Consider the following 15,691-nt stretch of genomic DNA (forward strand, 5'->3'; position numbering starts at 1 on the left):
GCCTTACGTCGCCTCCGAGGCCGCCTCCGGGCACACGGCCTCGGGGGCGGCGTCTTCCGGTCGACGTTGATGCCGGCCGACGCACAGGCCAACGCTGGCGACCAGGGCCAGGATGGCCAGGCCCTCCAGCAGGGTGGGCCACCGCGCGTCCCAAAGAAATCCGTACAGCAGGGCGAACAGCGTTTCGAACAGGATCATCTGCCCCACCAAGGTCAGGGGCAGCAAACGGCTGGCCCGGTTCCAAAGGGCGTTGCCGACCACGCTGGCGCCGATGGCCACGCCGGCGCTGACGCCCCAGAACAGCGCCCAATCGCCAACGGCATGCGGTCCAGCGGCATTCGGCGTGGTGTGCCAGAGGAAGGCGGGCAGGGCCAGCAGCAGGGCCAGGGCACCGGTGGCGACACCGGTCAGCAGCGACCAGTCGTGCGCCGACACGGCGGGCAGGCGGGCCAGCCAGCGGCTGTTCAGCACGGCGTAGAGGGTCCAGCAGGCCAGCGCCCCGCCGGCACACGCCAGGCCCAGAAATCGTTCCGCTACCGAAATTTCGCCGACACCTGGACGCCCCATCAGGTCGGCGCCGATGAGCGATACACCGGCCACCCCCAGGGACAAGGGCAGGATCAATGCCCGCAGGGGAACCGCCCCTTGCTCCCGGCTGCCCACCAGGGTGACGGCCATGGGCAGCAGGCCAATGACCAGGGAGGTGGCGGCGACGCCGGCCAAGTGCACGGCGCTGGCCAGGAAAATGTAATAGACGATGTTGCCCAGCAGGCTGAGGCGCAGCAGCGCCAGCCATTCCCCATGCCCCACCTGGGCCTTGAGCAGCCGCCAGCGCGGCAGGATCAGCCCCCCCGAGACCAGGCCGTACAGCAGATAGCGCGATGCCGCCAGCTGCAGCGGGGAAAAGGCTTGAAGCACGCGGGGGCCCAGGAACACCACGCCCCAGAACGCCCCCGCCATCACGCCACAGCCGATCCCGGCCAATATGGTCCTGTCCGTCCTCATGCCCCTTCCCCTTTCATCGCCCTGAAAATGGCGAGAGGGCGGCCGCTGCGATAGACGGATCCTCCAATTGTTTGGACCGAGGCTATCACCCCCGCCCATGCTGGCGGCGATAGGCGGCGGGGGTCAGGCCCACGGCGCGGCGCAGCGCGCGGGTCAGCGCGCTCTGGTCGGCATAGCCGGACTGATAGGCGATCTGGGCGATGGACAGGGTGGTGCCGGCCAGCTGGTCCATGACACGGGCCAGGCGCAACGACGCCACGTAGGCCTGGGGCGTCTGGTCCAATTCCTCCCGGAACAGGGCGTGCAGCCGGCTGGCGCTTAGGCCCGCCGTACGCGCCATGATCTCCACCGTCCAGGGCCGCTCGGGCGCCGCCTCCACACGGGCGAGTAGCGCATGCAGGCGTGAGACAGGGCGGGCCGGTTCCGCCATCAGCGTATCCAGCAGCAGGGGCGTCCAGTGCCGGGCGAGGCCGTCCAGGTGCATGCCGCCGGCATCGGCATTGCCGGCCGTCAGGGTAATGAAATCCAGTAGGCGACGCACGGCCGGCGTCATGGGCAGGAAAGTACGGCGGCCCAACCGTTCCAGCACGCGCCCGTCCGGCGCACCGGCTCCCTCACCGCCGGCGCAGTCCACGATCAGGAAGCGATTATCGCCCTCGGCCCGCTGGCAATGCACTTCCCCCGGCAGGACGAAGGCGGCGACGGCGGCATCCACCCGTCCCCCACGTCCGCCCACCTCCATCTCCAGGGTTCCCTGGCAAGGCAGCACGATCTGGGCATGGTCATGGGTGTGGCAAAACCCAACCGAACGATACCGGCGGAAGCTGAGGTGGCTGTCGGCGGAAGAGGCGGTCATGGGTTGCGGGCGCAGATGCGGCCAACGGGGGTTGAGAGGTCAACCCATCGTGTCACGGTTGGCGGCCCCGGGAAAGCACCACCAAGGGTGAAGCCCCCATACCAGTCGCGCCGATCGAGGGCTCCTCGGCGGGGAGATCCAGGAGAGAGAAGAAAAGGAGGCTAAAGTGACGGCGACCACGAACATTAGTCCGGCAACCATCTGTTAACCAATAATCACCCACGAAATCCCTCAGATCTTGGCGCATCGGCGGATATTAAAAATAAATTTAGACTCATAAAAGCGTATTTAATTTCTTAAAAAGCCATCACGCCCTCTAATCAAATGATTAGCGATACTGATGGAATCGGCATTGAAAAAGGCCGGCCTGACGGACGCTAGAGAAACGAGGCCAGATTCTCAAGCTTCAGTCTTTGGGAAATGTATTCCGTCGGCCCGAAATCGGCCACCGGAGGCGGCATTTCCATGCCGCGAACAAGAAAAACCATCAAATGTGGGAGGGTCTCTCGTGACCTTGACGATGAATCATGCCTTGGCACCGGCATGCCGGGCGGCCCGCGGGCGCATGGCGCCCGTGACCGGGGGTCTCTGGGCCATGACCGCCGTGTGCGCCCTGCTGGCCTTGGCGCCGGCCACGGCCCGCGCCAACGACGCCGATGAACTGCGCAAGCTGCGCCAGCAGATGCAGGAGGCCCAGGCCCAGATGGCGGCCCAGGCCAAGGCCATGCAGGCGATGCAGGATCGGCTGAACACGCTGGAGGCGCAGCAGACCCAGACGGCGGGCCAGACGGCCGCCAGCACCCAGACGGCGGCACAGGCGGCGCAACAGGCCCAGGCCGCCCAGTCCGCGGCGCAAGCGGCGCAGAAGGTGGCGGACGCGGCCGCCCATCCTCAGTTGCCCAAGGACGGCAGCCTGACCTTCTACGGCATCACCCTCTACGGCACCGTCGACATGGGCTTCTCCTACCAGTCGCACGGCGCGCCGCTCAGCCCCTATTACCCGCCAGGGCTGGACTTCCTGGTCAGCAAGAACGGCAACAAGGGCATCGCCTCATTAGCCGGCAACGGCCTCAGCCAGTCCAAGGTCGGCCTGCGCGGGTCGGAGGAGTTCGCCGACGGCTGGTCGGCCCTGTTCAAGGTGGAGACAGGCTTCAACCCGCAGTCCGGCCAGCTGGCCGACGGTCCGCATTCCATGGCGGCCAATAACGGCGTGGCCCTGACCAAGCAGACCGCCAACGGCGATTCCAGCCATGCCGGCCAGGCGTTCAACCGCGCCGCCTATGTCGGCGCCAGTTCCAAGGACTGGGGCACCGTCACCTTCGGCCGCCAGAACACCATCCTGGCCGACAACATCATCACCTACGACCCGCAGCAAAGCTCCTACGCCTTCTCCGTCATCGGCTTCTCGGGCCTGACGGGCGGCGGCGGCAGCACGGAGGACTTCCGTCTCGATAATTCCGTCAAGTACATGAACAAGTTCGGGCCGCTGCACCTGGGCGCCATGTACCAATTCGGTGAGGATAACGGCGGTATGCACGGCAACGCCCTGCAGTTGAACGCCGGTGCCGAGGTCAGCGGGCTGTCCGTGGACGCCACGTATGCGCAGAAGCAGGACATGGTGTCGGCGGGCAGTCTGACCGCGGCCCAGGTGACCCAAGCCACCGCGCTGGGATACAGCCCCAGCAACTCACTGGCGGCCACCATTTCCGACAACACGTCCTACGCGCTGATGGGGTCCTATGTCCTGGACCCGCAGTGGAAGCTTTATGCCGGTTACGAGCACATCGACTTCGCCAATCCTTCCGTCCCCCTGCGCGCCGGTTCGACCGACATCGGCGGCTATACCCTGGCCTTCGTGAACAATAGCGCCTTCGTCCACGACAAGATCATCCAGGTCACCTGGGCCGGCGCCCGCTATGCCGTCACGCCCAAGGTGGATTTGTCGGCGGGCTTCTACCACTACGACCAGAACAGCTTCGGGGCCAAGAGCTGCTCCGACGCCAGCGCCGCCACCTGCTCCGGCACGCTGAACGCCTATTCCCTGGTGGCCGACTACCGCTTCGCCCGCCGCTTCGACGCCTATCTGGGCGTCATGTACTCCGAGGTCGCGGGCGGCTTGGCGGCGGGTTACCTGCATACCGACAACATCTCTCCCGCCACGGGTGTCCGGTTCAACTTCTAGAACTTGCCCCATGGCGAAGCGGGCGGCGGCCGCCGCCGCCCGCACGCTGCATCATCAGTACCGATCCTCATCGATGCGCTTGTCCATGATGGCGTGCTCCACCGCGTGCCGCGCCTCTTCCAGGTGATGGAAGGCGGCGTTGCGCCAACCCGCGGCGCGGGGATTGTCTTCCTCGGACCGCAGGTCGCGCTCGGCGGTGGCGATCAGGTCCAGCGCCTTGGTGAGACGGCCCCGATGGTTGATGTTGGCGTCGATGGGCGGGTTCCAGTTAGGGTCCTTGCCATCGTCATAGCTGGCGTGGCGGATTTCGCCGATGGCGCCGTTCACATGGTCGATGGCGGCGAACTGGTCACGCACCACGTTGTATTCCGCCGGGCGATCCAGCAGGGCGCGGGCCATGCGCAGATCAGACAGGGCGTGCAGATAGGCGGGGTGGGCCGGCTGGGCGTGCGCCGGACCGGGCGCGGTGGCGCAGGCCGACGCGGCCATCAGAACCAGGGCGGCGCCCAAGACTTTGATATGCTTCATGATGGTTTGCTCCTTCCTTCCAGGCGGCGGTTACCCCCAACCGGGCCCGTCCGTCCTTTCGTCCGCCCACGGTCGCGGCGGATTGGAGCCGAAATGGGGCGCGGCGGCGGCGTGTCCACGGCACGCCCCGCGCCAAAACCGCGCACCCGAAAGATGCATGACCCGTGGGCCAATACGCCGAAGATCATGTTAATTCTTTGAAATATATAGATAGTTGACGAATGCTCAGGCCCTGCCTGTCGGTGCGGCCAGGCCTTCGGGCCGCGACGGGTCGCCTTTTTCCCGCCGTATCACCCAGCGAGAACCGGTCCACGACCTGATCAACGCGAGGTGCCCGGCACCATGGAAAGCACTGTAATATTGGGCAGCCTGTCCGGAATAATGAGCGCCTACAACCTGTCCCAAGGCCAACTGGGCTGGTCCATGCTGCTGGCCCTGAAGCAGACCCTGGACAGGCACCTGGCCCAGGATGAAGCCGAGGACGGAACACCCGCCGACGGCGGGCTGCCCGGCACGCCCTCTTGACCCCCTTCAGGCGGTCAGGCGACCGCCGGCGCTGGCCTTTTCCCACAACAGGGGGGCCGGCTTCCAGAACTGGCCCTGATAGCCCTCCAGGAAGCCTTCCATCAAGCGCAGCACGTTTTCCAGCCCCAGGCTGTCGGCGTGGAACATCGGCCCACCCTTGTGAGCGGGAAAGCCGTAGCCGTTGAGATAAACGACGTCGATGTCCGATGCGCGCTGGGCGATGCCCTCGCCCAGCAGGGCCGCCCCTTCGTTGGCCAACGCCAGCAGGCAGCGGGCCACGATCTCCTCATCCCCGATGACGCGGGGGCTGAGGCCGAATTCCTGGGCGATCTCCTTGGCGTGGGCTTGGGCCAGGGCATCGACCTCCGGATCCGTTTCCCGCGCCCGGGTGGCTGGGTCGTACTGGTAATAGCCCTTGCCGGTCTTCTGTCCGAACCGGCCCAGCGCGCAAATCTTGTCGGGGAAGGTGGAGTAGGGGCGTTCATCGCCCAGCGCCTTGCGCCCGGCGCGGATGGCGCGGCCGATGTCGTTGCCCGCCAGGTCCATCATGGCGAAAGGCCCCATGGCCATGCCCCAGCGTTCCAGGGCGCCGTCCACCTGCCAGGGCAGCACGCCTTCATCCACCAGGAAATAGGCCTGGCGCAGGTATTCCTCGACCATGCGGTTGCCGATGAAGCCGTTGCAGACGCCGGCGACGACGCCGACCTTGCCCAGCTTGCGCGACAGCGCCATGGCCGTGGCCAGCACCTCGGGCGCGGTCTCGGCCCCCCGCACCACCTCTAGCAGGCGCATCACCGGCGCCGGGCTGAAGAAGTGCAGGCCCACCACGCTTTGCGGACGGCTGGTGATGGCGGCGATGGCGTCCAGATCCAAGGTGGAGGTGTTGCTGGCCAGGATGGCGTCCGGCCCGCAGACCTTGTCCAGGGTGCGGAAGATATCCTGCTTCACGCCCATATCCTCGAACGCGGCCTCGATCACCAAATCGACAGCGGCGCAGGCCGCCAGATCAGTGGCGGTGTGCAGGCGGCCGAGGCGGCGGTCCCGCTCGGCCCCATCCATGCGGCCCTTGGCCACGGCGGCGTCATAGCCCTTGGTGATGCCGGCGACACCCTTCTGCACCCCGGCCTCATCCCGGTCCAGCAGGATGACCTCCAGCCCGGCGTTGACGGCCACGGTGGCGATGCCGGCCCCCATGGTGCCGGCGCCGATGACCGCCACGCGTTCGATGGCCCGGGGCTGCACGTCGGGGCTCAGCCCCTCGATCCGGGCGGCGCGGCGCTCGGCGAAGAAGGCGTATTGCAGCGCCTTGGATTCCGGCGTCACCACCAGCTCGCGGAACAGGTTGAATTCCCGCTGCAGTCCCTGGCTGAAGGGCAGCTCCACCGCCGCCCGCACCGCCTCGATGCAGGCCAGCGGCGCCGGCAGCGGTCGCTTCAGCCCATCGATCTGACGCTGGAACCAGTCGGCCCCGGCGTCGGCGGGCAGTTCCGCCCGCAGCAAGGACAGCCGCGGCTTGGCGCCGTCCCGCACCGCTTGCCTGGCCACGGCCACCGCATCCTCGATCAGGTCACCGGTCGACAGGGTGGCTAGGCCCAGCTTCGCTGCCGTGGCGGCGTTCACCGGCGCGCCGGACAGGATCATGTCCAAGGCCGCCTTGACACCGATCGCGCGGGGCAAGCGCTGGGTGCCGCCGGCACCGGGCAGGATGCCCAGCTTCACCTCCGGCAGGCCCAAGGTGGCATTGGCGGCGACCACGCGGTGGTGACAGCCCAGCGCCACCTCCAGCCCGCCGCCCAGGCAGGTGCCGGCGATGGCGGCCACCACCGGCTTGGCCGCCTGGTCCAGATCGATGATCACATCGGGCAGCGTGGGCACGGCCGTGGCCCCACCCCGGGTGCCGGCGGCGAACTCCTCGATGTCCGCCCCGGCCGAGAAGTGGCGCGTGCCGCCGGTCAGCACCACGGCCTCGACCCCCGGCTTGGTCATGACCATCGCCAGGGCGGCGCGCAGGTCGCGGCGCAGCGCCAGGTCGAAGCTGTTGACCGGCGGGCGGTCCAGAGTCAGGACGGCGACGCCGTCGCGGATATCGATGTGCACCGGCATGGGGCGGCTTCCTTCCTGGTGAGGGTTGGGCTCAAACGGCTTCGATGACGGCGGCGATACCCTGCCCGCCACCAATGCACATGGTGACCAGCGCACGCCTGCCGCTCACCCGACGCAGCTCATAGAGCGCCTTCACCAGGTTGATGGCGCCGGTGGCGCCCACCGGGTGGCCCAGGGAAATGCCGCTGCCATTAGGGTTCACCCGATCGGGGTCGAAGTCCAGCTCACGCGCCACGGCGCAGGCTTGCGCCGCGAAGGCCTCATTGGATTCGATGACGGTCAAGTCCTGCACCGTCAGGCCGGTGCGGGCCAGCAGCTTGCGCGTCGCCGGGATGGGTCCGATGCCCATGTAGGCCGGGTCCACCCCGGCGTGGGCATAGCCCACCAGGCGGGCCAGCGGCGTCAGGCCCAGGCGCTTGACCGCCTCGCCCGAGGCCAGCACCACGGCGGCAGCGCCATCGTTGATGCCCGAGGCGTTGCCGGCGGTGACGGTGCCGTCCTTCTGAAACACGGTACGCAGCTTGGCCAAATCCCCCGGCGCCAGGTCCGGGCGCACATGCTCGTCCGTGGCGAACTGCACCGTTTGGCGCTTCACCGTCACCTCCACCGGCAGGATCTGCTCGGTGAAGCGGCCCTCGGCCTGGGCGCGGGCGGCACGGCGGTGGCTTTCCAGGGCCAGCGCGTCCTGGTCATCGCGGCTGATGCCATAGCGCTGCGCGACCCTCTCCGCCGTCACCCCCATCAGGTTGCGGTCGAAGGGGTCGGACAGGGCGCCGTTGAGATAGTCTACCACGCGGGCATCGCCCATCTTGCTGCCCCAGCGGGCATCGGGCAGCAGATAGGGCGCGCGGCTCATGTTCTCCGCCCCGCCGGCCACCGCCACGTCGCAGTCGCCGAGCAGGATGCTTTGGGCCGCCGACACCACCGCCTGCAGGCCGGAACCGCACAGGCGGTTGACGGTCAGGGCCGGGACCTCCACCGGCAGCCCGGCGCCGATGCCGGCCACGCGGGCGAGATAGGCGTCGCGCGGCTCCGTCGGGATGACCTGGCCGAAGACGACATGGCCCACGGCGTCGTTGGCCACGCCGGCGCGGTCCAGCGCGGCACGGGTCACCTTGGTCGCCAGTTCGCCGGGGGCGATGTCCTTCAGCGCGCCACCGAAATCGCCGATGGCCGTGCGGACGCCGGAAACGATGAACACCTCGGTCATGGTGCTTTTTCCTATCTGGGGCCAGCGTCAGAAGCCGGCGGGATCGAAGGTCTGGGTCAGGTCGCTGCGCCGGCCGACGATGCCCAGCCAGACATCGACGCGCGGCACCTCAGTCTCAAAGAAGAAGCGGCAGGCGGCCAGCTTGCCGGCACGGAAGGCCGTCTCGTCCGGGTCATCGGTGGCGGCCAGGCTGCCCGCCACCACCGCCTGGTCCAGCCACTGCCAGGCCACCACGGCATGGCCGAAGGCCGACAGGAAGGAGGTCGCCTGGGCCAGGCTGGCGACATCGTCGCCGGCAGCCTTCAGGTGGCCCACCAGGGCGCCGATGCGGGCCCAGGTAACGTCCAGCACATGGGCGAAGTCGGCCAAGGCCGGCAGATGGCGCGCCCGCTCCACCGTCGCGGTCACCCGGTGCCGCAGCGTGGCCAGGGAGGCACCGTCATCCTTCAGGGTCTTGCGCCCCATCAAGTCCAGGCCCTGCACGCCCGTGGTGCCCTCATGGATGGGGTTCAGGCGGTTGTCGCGGTACAGCTGCTCCACATCGAAATCGCGGGTGTAGCCGTAACCGCCATGCACCTGGATGGCCAGGTCGTTGGCGGCCAAGCCCCATTCCGAGGGCCAGGTCTTGGCGATGGGGGTCAGCAGGCTCAGAAGGCCGGCCGCCTCATCCCGTCCCTCGGCCGGCCCGTGCAGTTCCTCATCCACCAGCCGGGCGCAATACAGCACCAGGGCCAGCGCGCCCTCGGCGTAGGCCTTCTGCGCCAGCAGCAGGCGGCGCACGTCGGGGTGGTCGATGATCGCGATGGGCGCGCCCCCTCTGCCGCCAATCGGCCGCCCTTGGCGGCGGTCGCGGGCGTAATCCACCGCCAGGCGGTAGCCGCGGTAGCCCAGCATGGCGGCCCCGAGGCCAACGGAAATGCGGGCGCTGTTCATCATCTGGAACATGATGGGCAGGCCCTGCCCTACCCCGCCCACGCGGTAGCCCACGGCCCCGGCGATGCCGCCCGGCCGGTGGTGCGCGCCCTCACCGAAGTTCAGCAGGCAATTGGCGGTGCCGCGATAGCCCATCTTGTGGTTCAGGCCCGCCACCACCACGTCGTTGCGCTGGCCGGCGTAGTCCGAGCCCGAGACCAGAACCTTGGGCACGACGAACAGGCTGATGCCCTGGGTGCCGGGGATCAGCTTGCCGTCCGGACCCGGCACCTTGGCCAGCACCAGGTGGATGATGTTCTCGCTGGCGTCCTGGTCGCCGCCGGAGATCCACATCTTGTTGCCGAACAGGCGATAGCGGGCACCCAGCCCGTCATCGCCATCGGGCACCGCGCGGGTGGCGATGTCGGCCAGCGAGGACCCGGCCTGGGGCTCTGACAGGCACATGGTGCCGAAGTAGCGGCCCTCGATCTCCGGCAGGGCGCAGGCTTTGACCAACGCCTCGTTGGCGTAGCGCACCAGCAGCTTGGCGTTGCCGGTGGTCAGCATGGGATAGGCCGACGTCGCCACATTCGCGGCCATGAAGTGCGCCATGGCGGCGCTGTAGGCCAGTTGCGGCAGTTGCAAACCGCCGACCTCGGCATCGAAGGGGGCGGCGAACATGCCGACCTCCGCGAAGGCGGCCAGCGCCTGATGGATGGCGGGCAGGATGCGCACCTGCCCCTCCACCAGGTGCGGCTCCTGGCTGTCGGCTGCCTTGTAATGGGTCAGGAAGGTGTCCGCCGCCACCCGTCCGGCGATATCCAGCATGGCGTCCACGGTTTCCACGCTGTGATCCTGGAAATGTGGGTAGGCCAGCAGGCCCTTCAGGTCCAGCCAGTCATGCAGCAGGAAGCCGAGGTCGCGGGCGCGCACCGGGGGCGTGGTCATGGGTGGCTCCTTCCTGCTGGCTTCAGATGACGCTGACGCCGCCGTCCACGGCCAGGATCTGGCCGGTGATGTGGCCGCCGGCGGCCGTGGCCAGCAGCAGGGCGGCACCCTTCAGATCCTGGTCGTTGCCCAGCTTGCCCAGGGGGGTGCCCGCCACCAGGTCGGCCTCATGCTTGGCCAGGGTGCCGCGCGTCATCTTGGACGGGAAGAAGCCCGGCGCCAGGGCGTTGACGGTGATGCCATAGGGGCCCCATTCCGCCGCCAGCACGCGGGTCATGTTGACCAGGGCGCCCTTGGTGGTGCCATAGGCGACGGTGCCCACCATACGCGGGTGGTGTCCTTGCAGTCCGGCGATGGAGGCGACGTTGACGATGCGCCCCCGCTTCAGGGGCAGCATGGCGGCCCGCGCCACGGCCTGGGTCAGGAAGAACACGGCGTTGAGGTTCAGGTCCACCACCTTGGCCCACTGTTCCGGCGTGTGGTCCTGCGCCGGGGCACCCCAGGTGGTGCCGGCGTTGTTCACCAGCACGTCGATGCGGCCCAGGTCCGCCATCACCTTCTCCACCAGCGGGGCCATGGCCTCTTGGCGGCTGAGGTCGGCGGGAATGGCGGTGGCGGTGATGCCCTGGCCGGCCAGGTGGGCCACGGCGGCCTCCAGCTCCTCCGCCTTGCGGGCCACCAGTACGGGATGGGCACCGAACTCACCCAGCGCCTCCGCGATCTGCAGGCCCAGCCCGCGCGATCCGCCGGTGATCAAAGCCACCTGGCCGGACAGGTCGAACAGGCGATGCAAAGCATCCGTCTTGGGGGCGGCGAGCGAAGACATGATGGGCGTTTCCTCCTGTCGTTCGGCATCCCGGATGCGTTGCCGGGGCCGGTATTTACCCGTGGCCCGGTCCCCTTCGGGGCGGTTGCCGGGCGGGGGCACTGTATGCCATTGTTCGTTTGTTGGACAATTGAAATATCGCCCTGAAAACACAAGATCAATTCCGGCACGCGGCGGCTTGTGCTAGAGGGGCTTTCATAAGGACGGGCCGCAGTGAACTGCCGCCTGGGGTTTCATCATCCGCACGGGACCAGTGTCGGGCCTATTCGGCACGGCGGGCAAAGGGGCATTCGGCGCATGGCGTTCGCACGGCTGGCCATCCTGCCCACCTATAAGGTGGTCAGCGACACCATAGAGCGGGAGATACTGGCCGGCAGGTTGAACGCCGGGGATATCCTGCCGACGGAGACGGAACTGGCTGACCAGTTCGGCGTCACCCGCCACACCGTGCGCGAGGGCATCCGCATCCTGGAGCAGAGCGGCCTGGTACGGCGGGAGGCCGGGCGGCGCCTTTATGTCGCCGAACCCCACTACGGCGACCTGGCGCCCCGCCTGTCCCGCGCCATGGTGATGCAGCGCGTCACCTTCCGCGAGTTGTGGGAGGTGTCGATGGATCTGGAGCCCAGCGCCGCCGCCCACGCCGCCGGCCGCATCGACGCCAGCCGCCTGGCGCAGCTGCGCGCCAACGTGGAGGCGACGGAGGAGGCCATCGCCGCCGGTGCCTCCATCATCCCGCTGGACGTCGCCTTCCACATCCTGGTGGCGGAGGCGGCGGGCAACCGCGCCCTGCTGCTGGCGCGCGAGCCGGTGACCCAGCTGTTCTATCCCGCCCTGGAACGGCTGTTCCGCCATCCAAAGACGTCGGCGGTGGGCCCCCGCCGCCTGGTGGAAGCCCACCGGCGCATCGTCGAGGCCCTGGCCGACGGCGACGCCGAGGTGGCGCGGGAATGGATGCGCAAGCACATGGTGGATTTCCGCCGGGGCTACGACACCGCCGGGCTGGACCTGGACGAGGCCTTGGATCCCACCGCGGCGCCGCCCGCCGCCCCCCCGCCACGGCGGTGAACCACCACCGTGGCGCGAGACATTTTCCTGTTTCGCGCACGCAGCAATTGCGGCCACAACCCTGGCTCCGGCCCTTAACAGGTCGGTAACCATAAACCGTTGGTGGTGCTGACAGATTCCGAATCGGGCGACCGTTTCGGATGGAACGGATGCGCACATGCCCTTTTAACCGTGAATGGCGGTTGAACCTCGGGCACGGCTGGCCTACGCCATACGCATGTCATAGGATGGCAATCGTGTGCCCGTCCGGACAATTTGCCGGCCGCATTGGAAATACTGCAGCGATATCAAGCCACTATATCCATTTATGCCACGACGCACCCGCGCGTACGCGGACCGGTGGGGTGCCCGCCCTTGGACCAATTGTCCAATCCCCCCTACACAATGAACTCGATAAATGACGCGGCGGAGGTCTAGTTCTTTTGCAGTGCGAAACCTCACGCGACGCGGCGGGGTGGCGTGCCTTGCGTGCGGGCCGGCAAGGGTCAGCATTGAGGGGTCAACACCACAACCCAAGCGCGCCAATGGCTAAGCGCCCAAAAATTAGAATCATGAGTTGACGATCAATCACGGCTTTACGTGGACAGAATGACTGCGACCCTTAGAATTTTGCGGAGCCTTCGCGGCCGCACAAAATCCCTGGCGGCACTCATGGCCGCTGCGCCCTTCCTCAGCGGCTGCGACATGGCCCTGCTGGATCCGGCGGGCCCCATCGGTGCCGAGGAAAAGTCGATCATCATCCTGGCCACGTGCCTGATGCTCATCGTCGTGATCCCCGTCATCGCCATGATCTTCCTGTTCGCCTGGCGCTACCGCGCCTCGAACAAGGCGGCGACCTTCAAGCCGGACTGGGACCACTCTTCCAAGATCGAGCTGGCGGTGTGGGGCATCCCCTGCGTCATCATCGCCGTGCTGGCCTATGTCACCTGGGTGTCTTCGCACACCCTGGAGCCCAGCCGTGAGCTGGTCGCCGACAAGAAGGCCGTCGAGGTCGAAGTCGTCTCGATGGACTGGAAGTGGCTGTTCATCTACCCCGAGCTGAACATCGCCTCGGTGAACGAGCTGGCCTTCCCCGCCGGCACCCCGGTCCACTTCAAGCTGACCTCGGCCACGGTGATGAACTCCTTCTTCATCCCGCGCCTGGGCAGCCAGATCTACACCATGCCCGGCATGGAGACGAAGCTGAGCCTGCTGGCCGACGCCGCCGGCGACTTCGACGGCCTGTCCGCCAACTACAGCGGCGGCGGCTTCTCCGACATGCATTTCGTGGCGCACGCCATGACCGACGACGCCTTCGCCCAGTGGGTGGAGAAGGCGCGCGCCGGCGAGGGCAAGCTGACGATGGCCAAGTACCGTGATCTCGCCAAGCCCAGCGAGAAGGACCCGGTCTCCTACTACGCCGAGGTCGAGCCCACGCTCTACCACGACATTCTCAACAAGTGCTCGGACGGTTCCACCTGCATGGACGCGGCGGTCAGCCTGGCGATGGCCAAGGAAGTGGCCGGCGGCGACCTCCAGCTGTGCAATCCCGCCAAGCCGAGGGGTTAATCCATGTTCGGTAAACTGACTCTCGAGGCCATTCCCTACCACGAGCCCATCATCATGGGCGCCGTGGCGATGATGGTCCTGGGTGGTGCGGCCCTGTTCGCGGGCATCACCTTCTTCCGCCTGTGGGGCCCCCTGTGGTCCAAGTGGTTGACCTCGGTCGACCACAAGAACATCGGCATCATGTACATTATCCTGGCGCTGGTCATGCTGCTGCGTGGCTTCGCCGACGCCGTGATGATGCGCACCCAGCAGGCGATGGCCTCCACCGGCGCCGCCGGCCCGCTGCCGCCCGAGCACTTCGACCAGATCTTCACCGCCCACGGCGTCATCATGATCTTCTTCATGGCGATGCCCTTCATGGTCGGCCTGATGAACATCGTCGTGCCGCTGCAGATCGGCGCGCGCGACGTGGCGTTCCCCTACCTGAACAACCTCAGCTTCTGGCTGACGGCCGCGGGCGCGCTGCTGATCAACATCTCGCTGGCGGTGGGTGAATTCGCCCGCACCGGCTGGCTGGCCTATCCGCCCCTGTCGGAGCTGCAGTACAGCCCCGGCGTCGGTGTCGACTATTACCTGTGGGCCCTGCAGATTTCGGGCGTCGGCACCCTGCTGGCGGGCGTGAACATGATCACGACCATCCTGAAGATGCGGGCCCCGGGCATGACGCTGATGCGCATGCCGATTTTCACCTGGACCACGCTCTGCTCCAACATGCTGATCGTGGCGGCCTTCCCCATCCTGACGGCCACGCTGGCGATGCTGTCGCTGGACCGTTACCTGGGTATGCACTTCTTCACCAACGACGGTGGCGGCAACGCCATGATGTACGTGAACCTCATCTGGGCCTGGGGCCATCCTGAGGTGTACATCCTGGTCCTGCCGGCTTTCGGCATCTTCTCCGAAGTCATCTCCACCTTCTCGTCCAAGAAGCTGTTCGGCTACACCTCGATGGTCTACGCCACGGTCTGCATCACCGTGCTGTCGTTCATCGTGTGGCTCCACCACTTCTTCACCATGGGCGCCGGCGCCAACGTGAATGCCTTCTTCGGCATTTCCACGATGATCATCTCCATCCCCACCGGCGCCAAGATCTTCAACTGGCTGTTCACCATGTATCGCGGCCGGGTGCAGTTCACCGTTCCGGTGCTGTGGACCCTGGGCTTCATGGTCACTTTCGTCATCGGCGGCATGACCGGCGTGCTGATGGCGGTGCCCGCCGCCGACTTCGTCCTGCACAACAGCCTGTTCCTGATCGCCCACTTCCACAACGTCATCATCGGCGGCGTGCTGTTCGGCTACCTGGCCGGCTTCACCTACTGGTTCCCCAAGGCCTTCGGCTTCAAGCTGAACGAGACCCTGGGCAAGGTGTCGTTCTGGTGCTGGCTGGTCGGCTTCTACCTGGCCTTCATGCCCCTGTACGCCCTGGGCCTGATGGGCATGACCCGCCGCATGAACCATGTCGACAACGTCGTCTGGCACAACTACCTGCTGGTCGCGGCCCTGGGTGCGGCGGTCATCGCCTGCGGCATCGGCGCCTTCGTCCTGCAGATCCTGGTCAGCGTGCTGAACCGCAAGGCCCTGCGCGACCTGACCGGCGACCCGTGGAACGGCCGCACGCTGGAGTGGGCGACCTCGTCCCCGCCGGCGTTCTACAACTTCGCCGTCGACCCAGTCGTCACCAGCCGCGACGCCTTCTGGGAGCAGAAGCAGACTACCGGTGCCGGCCTCCAGCCCCTGCCGGCCTACGGCAAGATCCACATGCCCCACAACACGGGCACGGGCGTCATCCTCGGCGGCTTCATCGCCGTCCTGGGCTTCGCGCTGATCTGGCACATCTGGTGGCTGGCGGTCGCCGCGTTCGCCGCCGCCGTGGCGGTGGGCATCGGCCACACCTTCAACGAGAACCGGGACTACTACGTCCCCTCCGAGACGGTGGCCGAGACCGAGGGCAAGTACTTCAAGCAACTGACGTCGCAGGTCTAA

Annotated in this window: 12 protein-coding genes; 5 read left to right on the plus strand and 7 right to left on the minus strand. The window is 67.2% G+C overall.

The features are described from left to right. Positions 1–3 precede the first annotated feature (3 nt). Entirely contained in the window at positions 4–1,005 is a 1,002-nt protein-coding gene (locus P5F91_RS26750) for a DMT family transporter (RefSeq protein ID WP_277908731.1), read from the minus strand. 85 nt (positions 1,006–1,090) lie between these two features. Further along, positions 1,091–1,861 (minus strand): AraC family transcriptional regulator, encoded by a 771-nt coding sequence (locus P5F91_RS26755; protein ID WP_277908732.1) that lies wholly within the window; start codon positions 1,859–1,861, stop codon positions 1,091–1,093. Positions 1,862–2,456: 595 nt separating this feature from the next. On the opposite strand from P5F91_RS26755, the gene P5F91_RS26760 reads away from it, so the two are divergent. Next, complete coding sequence (locus P5F91_RS26760; protein WP_277908733.1) at positions 2,457–4,043, plus strand: porin; 1,587 nt, start codon at positions 2,457–2,459, stop codon at positions 4,041–4,043. 54 nt (positions 4,044–4,097) lie between these two features. Here P5F91_RS26760 and P5F91_RS26765 read toward each other — a convergent pair whose 3' ends face one another. Next, positions 4,098–4,571 carry a hypothetical protein gene (locus P5F91_RS26765; protein ID WP_145610231.1) on the minus strand — a complete coding sequence of 158 codons (474 nt, stop codon included), beginning with the start codon at positions 4,569–4,571 and terminating at the stop codon, positions 4,098–4,100. Between the two features lie 342 nt (positions 4,572–4,913). Between P5F91_RS26765 and P5F91_RS26770 the strand changes: the two genes are divergently transcribed. Beyond that, on the plus strand, positions 4,914–5,096 hold the full coding sequence (locus P5F91_RS26770) for a hypothetical protein (protein WP_145610232.1): 183 nt from the start codon (positions 4,914–4,916) through the stop codon (positions 5,094–5,096). Positions 5,097–5,102: 6 nt separating this feature from the next. Here P5F91_RS26770 and P5F91_RS26775 read toward each other — a convergent pair whose 3' ends face one another. Genes P5F91_RS26775 through P5F91_RS26790 form a run of 4 tightly spaced genes read right to left on the minus strand, consistent with a single transcriptional unit; the run spans position 5,103 to position 11,095 of the window. Beyond that, a complete protein-coding gene (locus P5F91_RS26775) occupies positions 5,103–7,199 on the minus strand; it encodes a 3-hydroxyacyl-CoA dehydrogenase NAD-binding domain-containing protein (protein WP_277908734.1) in 2,097 nt (698 codons plus the stop codon). A gap of 31 nt (positions 7,200–7,230) precedes the next feature. Further along, on the minus strand, positions 7,231–8,409 hold the full coding sequence (locus tag P5F91_RS26780) for an acetyl-CoA C-acyltransferase family protein (RefSeq protein WP_277908735.1): 1,179 nt from the start codon (positions 8,407–8,409) through the stop codon (positions 7,231–7,233). A 27-nt stretch (positions 8,410–8,436) separates the two neighbouring features. After that, positions 8,437–10,269, minus strand: coding sequence for an acyl-CoA dehydrogenase (locus P5F91_RS26785; RefSeq protein ID WP_145610235.1), 1,833 nt, complete (start codon positions 10,267–10,269; stop codon positions 8,437–8,439). Positions 10,270–10,291: 22 nt separating this feature from the next. Continuing rightward, positions 10,292–11,095 carry an SDR family oxidoreductase gene (locus tag P5F91_RS26790; RefSeq protein WP_145610236.1) on the minus strand — a complete coding sequence of 268 codons (804 nt, stop codon included), beginning with the start codon at positions 11,093–11,095 and terminating at the stop codon, positions 10,292–10,294. A gap of 297 nt (positions 11,096–11,392) precedes the next feature. On the opposite strand from P5F91_RS26790, the gene P5F91_RS26795 reads away from it, so the two are divergent. The 3 genes from P5F91_RS26795 (at position 11,393) to cyoB (ending at position 15,691) form a co-directional block, all read left to right on the plus strand. Further along, a complete protein-coding gene (locus P5F91_RS26795) occupies positions 11,393–12,160 on the plus strand; it encodes a FadR/GntR family transcriptional regulator (protein WP_277908736.1) in 768 nt (255 codons plus the stop codon). Between the two features lie 651 nt (positions 12,161–12,811). Then, positions 12,812–13,708 (plus strand): ubiquinol oxidase subunit II, encoded by an 897-nt coding sequence (gene cyoA, locus P5F91_RS26800; RefSeq protein ID WP_145610238.1) that lies wholly within the window; start codon positions 12,812–12,814, stop codon positions 13,706–13,708. A 3-nt stretch (positions 13,709–13,711) separates the two neighbouring features. Then, positions 13,712–15,691 (plus strand): cytochrome o ubiquinol oxidase subunit I, encoded by a 1,980-nt coding sequence (gene cyoB / locus P5F91_RS26805; RefSeq protein ID WP_145610239.1) that lies wholly within the window; start codon positions 13,712–13,714, stop codon positions 15,689–15,691.

Origin of the sequence: Nitrospirillum amazonense (assembly GCF_029594735.1) — a bacterium.
Lineage (GTDB): Bacteria > Pseudomonadota > Alphaproteobacteria > Azospirillales > Azospirillaceae > Nitrospirillum > Nitrospirillum amazonense.

What these genes read in the sequence shown, in the direction of transcription:
- P5F91_RS26750 (WP_277908731.1), bottom strand. Translation starts at nt 1,005, where the DNA reads ATGAGGACGGACAGGACCATATTGGCCGGGATCGGCTGTGGCGTGATG.
- P5F91_RS26755 (WP_277908732.1), bottom strand. Translation starts at nt 1,861, where the DNA reads ATGACCGCCTCTTCCGCCGACAGCCACCTCAGCTTCCGCCGGTATCGT.
- P5F91_RS26760 (WP_277908733.1), top strand. Translation starts at nt 2,457, where the DNA reads ATGACCGCCGTGTGCGCCCTGCTGGCCTTGGCGCCGGCCACGGCCCGC.
- P5F91_RS26765 (WP_145610231.1), bottom strand. Translation starts at nt 4,571, where the DNA reads ATGAAGCATATCAAAGTCTTGGGCGCCGCCCTGGTTCTGATGGCCGCG.
- P5F91_RS26770 (WP_145610232.1), top strand. Translation starts at nt 4,914, where the DNA reads ATGGAAAGCACTGTAATATTGGGCAGCCTGTCCGGAATAATGAGCGCC.
- P5F91_RS26775 (WP_277908734.1), bottom strand. Translation starts at nt 7,199, where the DNA reads ATGCCGGTGCACATCGATATCCGCGACGGCGTCGCCGTCCTGACTCTG.
- P5F91_RS26780 (WP_277908735.1), bottom strand. Translation starts at nt 8,409, where the DNA reads ATGACCGAGGTGTTCATCGTTTCCGGCGTCCGCACGGCCATCGGCGAT.
- P5F91_RS26785 (WP_145610235.1), bottom strand. Translation starts at nt 10,269, where the DNA reads ATGACCACGCCCCCGGTGCGCGCCCGCGACCTCGGCTTCCTGCTGCAT.
- P5F91_RS26790 (WP_145610236.1), bottom strand. Translation starts at nt 11,095, where the DNA reads ATGTCTTCGCTCGCCGCCCCCAAGACGGATGCTTTGCATCGCCTGTTC.
- P5F91_RS26795 (WP_277908736.1), top strand. Translation starts at nt 11,393, where the DNA reads ATGGCGTTCGCACGGCTGGCCATCCTGCCCACCTATAAGGTGGTCAGC.
- cyoA (WP_145610238.1), top strand. Translation starts at nt 12,812, where the DNA reads ATGGCCGCTGCGCCCTTCCTCAGCGGCTGCGACATGGCCCTGCTGGAT.
- cyoB (WP_145610239.1), top strand. Translation starts at nt 13,712, where the DNA reads ATGTTCGGTAAACTGACTCTCGAGGCCATTCCCTACCACGAGCCCATC.